8 protein-coding genes and 1 pseudogene are annotated in these 9,479 nt (G+C 64.8%); 3 read left to right on the forward strand and 6 right to left on the reverse strand.

All coding sequences use genetic code 11. The features are described 5' to 3' along the window. Positions 1–23: 23 nt before the first annotated feature. Together ACGYLA_RS13555 and ACGYLA_RS13560 are read left to right on the forward strand one after the other, a co-directional pair. A complete protein-coding gene (locus tag ACGYLA_RS13555; RefSeq protein ID WP_394433138.1) occupies positions 24–1,190 on the forward strand; it encodes a M20 aminoacylase family protein in 1,167 nt (388 codons plus the stop codon). A gap of 67 nt (positions 1,191–1,257) precedes the next feature. Then, positions 1,258–2,421 carry a M20 aminoacylase family protein gene (locus ACGYLA_RS13560; RefSeq protein ID WP_394433140.1) on the forward strand — a complete coding sequence of 388 codons (1,164 nt, stop codon included), beginning with the start codon at positions 1,258–1,260 and terminating at the stop codon, positions 2,419–2,421. 61 nt (positions 2,422–2,482) lie between these two features. Here ACGYLA_RS13560 and ACGYLA_RS13565 read toward each other — a convergent pair whose 3' ends face one another. The 3 genes from ACGYLA_RS13565 to moaA are packed head-to-tail and all read right to left on the reverse strand — an operon-like array spanning position 2,483 to position 5,823. Next, the gene (locus ACGYLA_RS13565; protein ID WP_394433142.1) at positions 2,483–3,526 is read right to left on the reverse strand and encodes a glycosyltransferase family 4 protein; all 1,044 of its coding nucleotides are present in this window, start codon (positions 3,524–3,526) and stop codon (positions 2,483–2,485) included. Beyond that, positions 3,519–4,811: a 3-deoxy-D-manno-octulosonic acid transferase gene (locus ACGYLA_RS13570; RefSeq protein ID WP_394433144.1), complete on the reverse strand. Its 1,293-nt coding sequence runs from the start codon at positions 4,809–4,811 to the stop codon at positions 3,519–3,521. The genes ACGYLA_RS13565 and ACGYLA_RS13570 overlap by 8 nt, the downstream gene beginning before the upstream one ends. A 4-nt stretch (positions 4,812–4,815) precedes the next feature. Continuing rightward, on the reverse strand, positions 4,816–5,823 hold the full coding sequence (moaA, locus tag ACGYLA_RS13575; protein ID WP_394433146.1) for a GTP 3',8-cyclase MoaA: 1,008 nt from the start codon (positions 5,821–5,823) through the stop codon (positions 4,816–4,818). An 85-nt stretch (positions 5,824–5,908) separates the two neighbouring features. On the opposite strand from moaA, the gene ACGYLA_RS13580 reads away from it, so the two are divergent. Beyond that, positions 5,909–6,424, forward strand: a complete 516-nt coding sequence (locus ACGYLA_RS13580; protein ID WP_394433148.1) for a hypothetical protein — start codon at positions 5,909–5,911, stop codon at positions 6,422–6,424. Positions 6,425–6,427: 3 nt separating this feature from the next. On the opposite strand, the gene ACGYLA_RS13585 is transcribed toward ACGYLA_RS13580, so the two are convergent. From ACGYLA_RS13585 to glmU, 3 genes and pseudogenes are all read right to left on the reverse strand, one after another. Further along, entirely contained in the window at positions 6,428–7,126 is a 699-nt protein-coding gene (locus tag ACGYLA_RS13585) for a DNA alkylation repair protein (RefSeq protein ID WP_394433150.1), read from the reverse strand. Next, on the reverse strand, positions 7,123–8,943 hold the full coding sequence (glmS, locus tag ACGYLA_RS13590; RefSeq protein ID WP_394433152.1) for a glutamine--fructose-6-phosphate transaminase (isomerizing): 1,821 nt from the start codon (positions 8,941–8,943) through the stop codon (positions 7,123–7,125). The genes ACGYLA_RS13585 and glmS overlap by 4 nt, the downstream gene beginning before the upstream one ends. Before the next feature lie 2 nt (positions 8,944–8,945). Beyond that, positions 8,946–9,479, reverse strand: a pseudogene (gene glmU / locus ACGYLA_RS13595) (bifunctional UDP-N-acetylglucosamine diphosphorylase/glucosamine-1-phosphate N-acetyltransferase GlmU); the annotation flags it as partial.

Consider the following 9,479-nt stretch of genomic DNA (forward strand, 5'->3'; position numbering starts at 1 on the left):
GCATATTTCGAAAAGGACATTCCATGCCGATCAAGAACCGCTTTGCCGAGACCCATGCCGAGATCACCGCCTGGCGCCGTCACCTTCACCAACACCCGGAGCTCATGTTCGACCTGCCCGAGACTTCGCGCTTCGTCGAGGAGAAGCTGCGCAGCTTCGGCATCACCGACATCACCACTGGCATCGCCCAGACCGGCGTGGTCGCGGTGATCGAGGGGCAAAGCAACACCTCGGGCCGCACCATCGGGCTGCGGGCGGACATGGACGCGCTGCCGATCACCGAAGCGACGGGATTGCCGCACGCCTCGAAACACCCCGGCAAGATGCATGCCTGCGGCCATGACGGTCATACGGCGATGCTGCTTGGGGCGGCGCAATACCTCGCGGAGACGCGCAATTTCGACGGGCGCGTGGTGCTGATCTTCCAGCCCGCCGAGGAGGGCGGCGGTGGCGGCAATGTCATGGTGCAGGAAGGGCTGATGGACCGCTGGGGCATCGATGAGGTCTACGGCATGCACAACATGCCCGGCCACCCCACGGGGCAATTCGCGATCCGCGAGGGCGCGCTCTTGGCCGCGGCGGACGAGTTTGCCATCACGCTGACGGGCCAAGGCGGCCATGCCGCGGCCCCGCATGAGGCGGTGGACACGAACCTCGCCGCCGCGCATGTGATGATCGCGCTGCAATCCATCGCCAGCCGCAACACCGATCCGCTGAAACAGGTCGTCGTTTCGGTCTGCACCCTGCGCAGCGACACCGACAGCCACAATGTATTGCCGCATAAGGTGCTGTTGCGCGGCACGGTGCGCACGCTGGATCCGGAGGTTCAGGATTTGGCCGAGCGTCGGCTGCACGACCTCACACGCCTGACGGCGGAGGCACATCAATGCCGGGCCGAGATCGACTACCAGCGCGGTTACCCGGTCACCCGCAACCACGCCGATCAAACCCGCTTTGCCGCAGAGGCCGCCGACAAGGTCACTCCCGGCACCGACCGGGACACCCCGCCGATCATGGCCGGAGAGGATTTTTCCTATATGCTCAATGCGCGACCGGGTGCCTATATTATGATCGGCAACGGCGAAGGGGCGACGGTCCATCACCCGGAATATGACTTTGACGATGCCGCGATCCCGGCGGGCTGCTCATGGTTCGCGCAGGTGGTTGAGGACCGGCTGGCAAGGGCGTAAGCATGGGGCAGATAAATGCGACTGCATGAAAACAGCGCCCAACCCAACTCCGGAGGATACTTCCTAAATGCCCGTTAAGAACCGATTTGCCGAGCTGCATGACGACATTACCGCATGGCGCCGCGACCTGCATGAAAATCCCGAGATCCTGTTCGAGACCCACCGCACCTCGGCCACCGTGGCCGAAAAACTGCGCAGCTTCGGCTGCGACGAGGTGGTTGAGGGCATTGGCCGCACCGGTGTCGTCGGCGTGATCAAGGGTAAGGAGACGGGCTCGGGCAAGGTCATCGGGTTGCGCGCCGACATGGACGCGCTGCCGATCCACGAACAGACCGGGCTGGACTATGCCTCCAAGACCGATGGCGCGATGCATGCCTGCGGCCATGACGGCCACACCGCCATGCTCTTGGGTGCTGCACAATACCTCGCCGAGACCCGGAACTTCGACGGCACTGTCGTGGTGATCTTCCAGCCCGCCGAGGAGGGCGGCGGCGGCGGTCGCGAGATGTGCGAAGACGGCATGATGGACCGCTGGGGTATCCAAGAGGTCTACGGCATGCACAACTGGCCGGGCATGCCCACGGGATCCTTCGGCATCCGCGCGGGATCGTTCTTTGCCGCGACCGACCAGTTCGACATCACTTTCGAAGGCCGTGGTGGCCATGCCGCGAAACCGCATGAGACCGTCGACACCACCGTGATGTCGGCCCAAGCCGTGCTCGCGCTGCAAACCATCACTTCGCGCAACGCCGACCCGGTGGAGCAGATCGTGGTGTCGGTCACCGCTTTCGAGACTTCTTCGAAAGCCTTCAACGTGATCCCACAGAAGGTGCAGATTAAAGGCACCGTGCGCACCATGTCCGCCGAAATGCGCCAGCTGGCTGAGAAGCGGATCAACGAGATCTGCAGCGGCATCGCGGGAACCTTCGGCGGCACGGCTGATGTGACCTACCATCGCGGCTACCCGGTCATGGTCAACCACGAGGAGCAGACCGAGTTTGCAGCCGATGTCGCACGCTCGATCTCAGGCCAATGTGAAGAAGCGCCGCTGGTCATGGGGGGTGAAGACTTTGCCTTCATGCTCGAAGAGCGTCCGGGCGCCTATATCCTCGTTGGCAACGGTGACACGGCGGCGGTGCACCACCCGGAGTATAACTTCAACGACGAAGCCATCCCGGCGGGGTGTAGCTGGTGGGCAAGCATCGTCGAGCAACGGATGCCTGCGGCCTGATCCTACCTTCAGTAATGACTAGAGCGCGCCTCCCTTGGGGGGGCGCGCTCTGCTTTGGGGGCTAGCTGCGCTCCCAAAGCGCGCCGTAGACGGCCTCGATCCCATCGGCCTCGGCCCGCGCGCTGAAACGGTGTTCGGCCCAGTGGCGCGCGGCCTCTGACAGGGCGGCTTGGTCATCGCGCTCAAGCAGGGACAGGGCGGATTGGGCCGCCGCCTCCGCCGCCCCCAGTGGTACGACCTTGCCCACGCGCCCCCCGTTCGAGAAGGCGCCGTAATAGCCCGCATCGCTGCCCACGAAAGGCACGCCCGAGGCGAGCGCTTCGAGCGGGACCATGCCATAGCCTTCGTAACGCGGCAGTTGCACCACCAACGACAGCGCGCGCATCAGTTTCGGCAGGTCGGCAGCAGGGTATTCGCCCACGAAAAGGAGGCGGTCCGCAAGGCCCGCGGCCTCGACCTGTGTCTTGAGCTTTGTCAGAAAGGCCTCATACTTGCCGCCCGCCCGGCCAATCACAAGCGCCACCGCGCCGGGGCGTTGGGGCAGCAGGCGCAGCATGGCCTCGACGAAAAGGTCGGTGCCTTTCTCGGGCCGGATGCGCCCCACGGTGGCGATGCCATGGGTGCCGCCAAAGCCCAACTGCTCCCAAGCGTTCGCCCGGTTGGTGGCGGGGGAGAAGACATCGGTGTCTACCCCATGCGGCACCACGGCGCGGACATGGGGCACAAACTCCGCCGCGCGTTCGGTCGTGGCGATCACCGCGTCCATTTGCCGGATCAGCCAACGCGGATAGGCCGAATGCAGGCGCTGCGCGGCAGAGGTAAAGACGATCCGGATATTTGCCCCACGCACATCGCGCAGCCAAAGCGCGCTGCGCATTTCGGTGTTGCGGCGCACATGCCAGATGGCGAAAGGGCGGTCTTGGGGGGGATGTTTGCGGGTGATCCGCCCCGCCGCGACGCGGGTCAGTGGCACCGGGCAGCCGGGCAGGGGCTGGCCCACCAGCGCCAAGTCATGCCGGTCGACCTGTTGCCGGACCACATTGGCCGCCGTGGCCGACACCCCGGTGAAATTACGGTTGTAGTTGGTGACGAAAAGCTCAGGCATCGCTGTCCTCTCGCAGGTGCAGGGCCGTGATCAGACGCTCGGCAATACTGTCGAGCTTGTCGGTCTGCCCGGCGGCATAGGCCTTGGCCGCGGCTACACCACTTGCACGGGCAATATCGTTGCGCAGCAGAGCCCCCACACGGTCCGCCAAATCCTGCGTGCCCGCCACCAGCCGCGCGGCGCCCTCGGCTTCCATCTCGGCATAGGTCTCGGCAAAATTGGCGACATGGGTGCCCGAGAGCACCATCGCCCCGGCCTGCGCGACCTCATAGGGGTTGTGCCCCCCAATCGGTTGCAGCGACCCGCCCAGAAAGACGATGTCGGATAGCGCGTACCATGTGCCCAACTCGCCCAGAGTGTCGGCCAGATAGACCTGTTCGCGCGGCATGTCGCCCCGTGTTCGACGCCCATGCGTCAGACCGTAGCTGGCGATGAGACCGGCGACCTCGTCACCCCGCTCGGGGTGGCGGGGGGCAAGGATCAAGCACAGCTCGGGGATGCGCTCCAGCAGTTGGCGATGCGCCTCCAAGACCGCTTTCTCCTCGCCCGGGTGGGTTGAGGAGGCGATCCAGACAGGGCGGCCCTCCAAGGCCTCCCGCGCCTCGGCGATGGTCTCCTCATCCTGTGGCAAGGGGCCCGCCATGGACTTGAGGTTGATCCCCGGCGTGACCCGGTCAGCCGGGGCGTTGATCGTGGCCATGGCCCGGGCCATCGCGTCATTCTGTGTCAGGATCAGGTCAAACACGCCAAAGAGGAACCCCGCCAGTGCGGGCCGTTTCTGCCAGCTTTCGATAGAGCGTTGCGAGAGGCGGGCGTTGATCAGCGCCATCGCCGTGCCCCGTGCATGGGTCCGTCGCAGCATCTGCGGCCAAAGCTCGCTTTCCACGAAGAGCGCCGCATCGGGCCGCCAATGGTCAAGGAAACGCTTTAGCGGGCCGGGGGCGTCGAGCGGGGCGAACTGATGCTGCGTGCGCGGGGGCAGGCGGCTGCCCACCAAACGGGCCGAGGTGGCGGTGCCGGAGGTGATGAGGAAATGCGCCTGCGGCAAAGCGCGCCCCATCCGGTCGATCAGCGCCAGAACCGACAGGCTCTCCCCAACCGAGGCTGCGTGAAACCAGATCAACTGCCCCTCGGGGCGGTGTTGGCTGGCATGGCCCAGCTTTTCGCGCGCGCGTTCTGTTGCGACCTCGGCGCGGCGCAGTTTGGCCATGGAGCGCCGCCCGGCCACGGGCAAGATCATACGGCTCGCCGCGACCCATGCCCGGTAGAGAAACGGCACAGCCAAAGGCTCAGCCGCCCGTGTGGCTCATGTGGCGGGGCATCTGCCCGTCGACACGCTGCCGCGAATAGTCGAAATCATGGCCTTTGGGCTTGCGGTCGATGGCCGCGCGAATGGCCTCCTGCAACGGCAGGTCCGTGTCCGGGTGGTCGCGCAGAGGTTTGCGCAGATCGGCCACGTCCTCTTGGCCCAGACACATGAAAATCTCGCCGGTGCAGGTGACCCGCACGCGGTTACAGCTTTCGCAGAAGTTGTGGCTCAGAGGCGTGATGAAGCCGATCTTCTGCCCGGTCTCCTCCAGCCGCACATAGCGCGCAGGGCCCCCCGTACGCTCAGCCAGATCGGTGACGGTGTAATGCTCGGCGTAACGCGCGCGCACGTCGCGCAGCGACCAGTATTGGCCGAAACGATCCTCATTGCCCAAGTCGCCCATCGGCATGACTTCGATCCACGTGAGATCTATGCCCCGCTCGGCGCACCATTCGGTCATATGCAGCAGTTCCGGCTCGTTGAAGCCCTTGAGCGCCACGGCGTTGATCTTAATCTTCAGGCCTGCGCGCTGCGCCGCGTCGATCCCGCGCAGCACCTGCGGCAGGCGGCCCCAGCGGGTGATATCCGCGAATTTCTGCTCGTCCAGCGTGTCGAGCGAGACATTCACCCGGCGCACCCCGGCGGCATAGAGATCGTCAGCGAAACGCTCCAACTGGCTGCCGTTGGTGGTCAGCGTCAGCTCTTTCAGCTTGCCACTGTCGAGGTGCCGTTTCATGCCGTCAAAGAAGGTCATGATGCCGCGCCGGACCAGCGGCTCGCCCCCGGTGATGCGCAGCTTCTCGACGCCGAGGTCGATGAAATTGCTGCACAGGCGGTCGAGCTCCTCCAGCGTCAGCAATTCCTTCTTCGGCAGGAAGGTCATGTTCTCCGACATGCAGTAGACGCAGCGAAAATCGCAGCGGTCGGTGACGGAGACGCGCAGATAGGTGATCGCGCGCATGAAAGGGTCAATGAGGGGTGCTGTCATGCTTCATAGGTAATGCCCCGCCCAACCCGGGGCAAGCGCCATTTGGGCGATTGATAAGGGGGCAGGGCACGGATAGGCTGCGCGAATGACACGTATAATCTTACCGCTTTTCATCGCCGCCGCCACCGCCGGTTGCAGCAACCTGACGGAACGCCTCGGGATGGATGCCAGCCAGTCAGAGCCTGCACCCGCACCCGCATCGGTCGATGCCACGGCTGAGGTCGCAACTCCGAGCGCAACGCCGCCCGCCGCCTCTCCCATCGCCACCGCGGGCAGCAGCGCCGAGGCGCTGGATACCACCACGGCCGCAGAGCGCGAAGCGGCCACCCGCGCGCCTGCCAGCGCCGGTGCCGCCTTGGGGTCGACCGTGGTCAGCTTGGGCAGCGCGACGGAGCCGGGGCTGTGGTTGAAAACACCTCTGATCGACGCCGAACAGCCGGGGCGGGTGACCAACCCCGCAACGGGCAAATCCGCCGCCGTGACATTGATCCCGCTGGAGGGGCCCGCAACCGCAGGCAGCCGCATGTCGCTGCCTGCCTTGCGTTTGATCGGCGCGTCGCTGACCGACCTTACCACGGTCGAGGTCTCGACCGAAGGCTAAGGGTCAGCCTGCGCCGTCTGACTTTTTCAGCAGGCGCAGGGCTTCTTTCACCGCGAAAGGTTTCATCGCCTCCCCATGGGTGGCGATGAAGGCGCTGGTGCGGTCAGCGTCGTGTTTCGACAGATCGCGCAGCCACCAACCGATGGCTTTCTGGATGAACCAGCGGTGATCCGGCACCATCGTCGCGGCCCAGCCGAGGATACGGTCGCGGGCTTCAAGCTCCTCTGGTTTGGGATTGTTCTGCTTGGTCCAAGGCAGGGTGGAGACAAGTGCCGCGCGCCGGGTCCAAAGGTGATCCGAGGCGACCCAGTCTTCCACCTCGTCCAAGCGGGTGGGGTCAGCCACCAGACGTTTCTGTGCCGCCATGCTGGCATGATCGGCAATCGCCCAACTGTCGAAATCCGCCGTCCAACTTGCGATCAACGCCCAAGCGGCCTGATCATCGGGGCGCAGCCGCGCTTGGGTCAGCAATTTGGCCGCCGCCACACGCGCCTCGAAAATGTCGGACTGCCAAAGCCCATCGGCGAGGGCGACACGGCCTTCGACATCGAGTGCCGCTCGCCAGCTTTGCGCAAGCGCTGCGATTTGCGGGTTGGTCAGGCCGAGATAGCGCCGGTCGGCCTTGTGATAGGCGCGCATCTCTTCCGCGCGGGCCGGGTTGGCCTGCGCTTCGAGCTCCTGCAAAGCGGTTTCGGGGGTCATTCCACCGTCACCGATTTCGCCAGATTGCGCGGCTGGTCCACATCCGTGCCCTTCGCCACGGCGGTGTGGTAGGCCAGCAACTGCGCTGGAACCGCATAGAGGATCGGCGCCAGCGCATCCGGCACCGGGGGCATTTCGATGCTGAACCAGACCCCGTCATTGGCCTCGGCCTGACCTTTGGCATCGGAGATCAAGATCACCTTGCCCTTGCGCGCCATGACCTCTTGCATGTTGCTGACGGTCTTGTCGAACAGCGCGTCGCGCGGGGCCATGACGACCACCGGCACATGCTCATCCACCAGCGCGATGGGGCCGTGTTTCAGCTCACCCGATGCATAAGCTTCGGCGTGGATGTAGCTGATTTCCTTGAGTTTCAGCGCGCCTTCAAGGGCGAGGGGGTACATCTGGCCCCGGCCAAGGAACAGCACGTCGCGGGCATGGGAGAGCTTGAGCGCGGCCTCCTGCATCGCGTCGTTTTGTTCAAGCGCGGTGCTGATGGTCGCGGGCAGCCCGCGCAGGGCTGAGATGTGATCCGCGAAGTTCTCTGTGCTGATCACATCGCGGTCCCGCGCGGCTTTGAGCACCAGCGCGAAGAGGACGACCAACTGGCAGGTGAAGGCCTTGGTCGAGGCGACGCCGACTTCGACACCGGCGTGGATCGGCAGCGCCAGATCGCTTTCGCGGGCGATGGAGCTTTCGGGCACGTTGACGACCGACAGGATACGCGCGGCTTTGCCCTCGCAATAGCGCAGAGCGGCGAGCGTGTCGGCGGTCTCACCCGATTGGCTGACGAAAACCGCGAGCGTCCGGGGCGGGATCGGCGGTTCACGGTAGCGGAATTCCGAGGCAACATCGATCTCGACCGGCAGGCGGGCGATCTGCTCAAACCAGTATTTCGCGGTGAAGCAGGCGTAGGAGGCCGTGCCGCAAGCGACCATGAGGATCCGGTCAAACTGCGTAAAATCAATATCCTGCGCGCTGATGTTGATCTCGCCTTCGGGGGTGAGGTAATGGCCGATGGCCGCGCCGATCACGCCGGGTTGCTCGGCGATTTCCTTGGCCATGAAGTGTTTGTGCCCCGCCTTGTCGATGCGGGTATTGTCGATCTGCACGGATTTGATCGCGCGGTTGGCGAGCGCCCCGTTGCGGTCGGTGACCTCGACCGAGGTCCGGGTGATGACTGCACAATCCCCTTCTTCGAGGTAGGCGATCTGGTGGGTCAGCGGGGCAAGCGCGATGGCGTCACTGCCCACATACATTTCACCCTCGCCATAGCCGATGGCCAAGGGCGAGCCCTTGCGCGCCGCGATCATCAGGTCGTCGTGTCCGTCAAAAAGGAAAGCCAGCGCGAAAGCGCCTTCGAGCCGGGCAAGCGTCTGTTTGGCGGCCTCTACCGGGCCTGCGCCCTGCGCCATGTGATGCTGGGTCAGGAGGGCGACGGTCTCGGTATCGGTCTCGGTCACGAATTGCGCGCCATGTTCGGCCAGTTCGGCCCGCAACTCACGAAAGTTTTCGATGATCCCGTTATGCACCACGGCCACTGGTCCCGCCTGATGCGGGTGGGCGTTGGTGACGCTCGGCGCGCCATGGGTGGCCCAGCGGGTGTGGCCGATGCCCGACTTACCCGCCAGCGGCTCATGCACCAGCGCGTCCGAGAGGTTTACCAGCTTGCCCAAGGCGCGACGGCGCTCAAGCTTGCCTTCGTTCAGGGTCGCGATGCCCGCGCTGTCATAGCCGCGATATTCCAGCCGTTTCAGCGCTTCGACCAAGATCGGCGCGACTTCATGGGTGCCAAGCACCCCGACAATTCCACACATAATTAGCTGCCTCTTTGCAATTTTGCCTTCTTGGCCTTCAAAATTTCGAACATTTTGCGCGCCATGCCGGGTTTCTCAACCTGCGGGGCGCGCGACAGGGCCAGCGCCTCTGGCTCCACGTCCGAGGTGATGACCGAGCCCGAGCCGGTCATCGCGCCCTCGCCGATGGTCACCGGGGCCACGAGCATGGTGTTCGACCCGATGAACGCCCCTGCGCCGATGGTGGTGTGATGTTTCATCACCCCGTCATAATTGCAGGTGATCGTGCCCGCGCCGATGTTGCTGCGCGCGCCCACGGTGGCGTCGCCGATATAGCTCAGGTGGTTGACCTTGGCCCCTTCGGCGATCTGCGCGTTCTTCACCTCGACGAAATTGCCGATGCGCACGTCTTCGGCCAGTTCCGCGCCGGGGCGCAACCGGGCGTAGGGGCCGACGACCCCGCCGCGTGAGACATGGCACCCTTCGAGATGCGAGAAGGCGCGGATGGTGCTGCCGGATTCCACGGTGACATTCGGGCCGAAGACGACATTCGGCTC

Origin of the sequence: Sulfitobacter sp. 1A13679 (genome assembly GCF_043557115.1) — a bacterium.
Classification (GTDB): Bacteria; Pseudomonadota; Alphaproteobacteria; order Rhodobacterales; family Rhodobacteraceae; genus Sulfitobacter; species Sulfitobacter faviae.

Bases quoted from the DNA above. Each gene is read 5' to 3' on its own strand.
- ACGYLA_RS13555 (WP_394433138.1), top strand. From the start codon at position 24: ATGCCGATCAAGAACCGCTTTGCCGAGACCCATGCCGAGATCACCGCC.
- ACGYLA_RS13560 (WP_394433140.1), top strand. From the start codon at position 1,258: ATGCCCGTTAAGAACCGATTTGCCGAGCTGCATGACGACATTACCGCA.
- ACGYLA_RS13565 (WP_394433142.1), bottom strand. From the start codon at position 3,526: ATGCCTGAGCTTTTCGTCACCAACTACAACCGTAATTTCACCGGGGTG.
- moaA (WP_394433146.1), bottom strand. From the start codon at position 5,823: ATGACAGCACCCCTCATTGACCCTTTCATGCGCGCGATCACCTATCTG.
- glmS (WP_394433152.1), bottom strand. From the start codon at position 8,943: ATGTGTGGAATTGTCGGGGTGCTTGGCACCCATGAAGTCGCGCCGATC.
- ACGYLA_RS13585 (WP_394433150.1), bottom strand. From the start codon at position 7,126: ATGACCCCCGAAACCGCTTTGCAGGAGCTCGAAGCGCAGGCCAACCCG.
- ACGYLA_RS13580 (WP_394433148.1), top strand. From the start codon at position 5,909: ATGACACGTATAATCTTACCGCTTTTCATCGCCGCCGCCACCGCCGGT.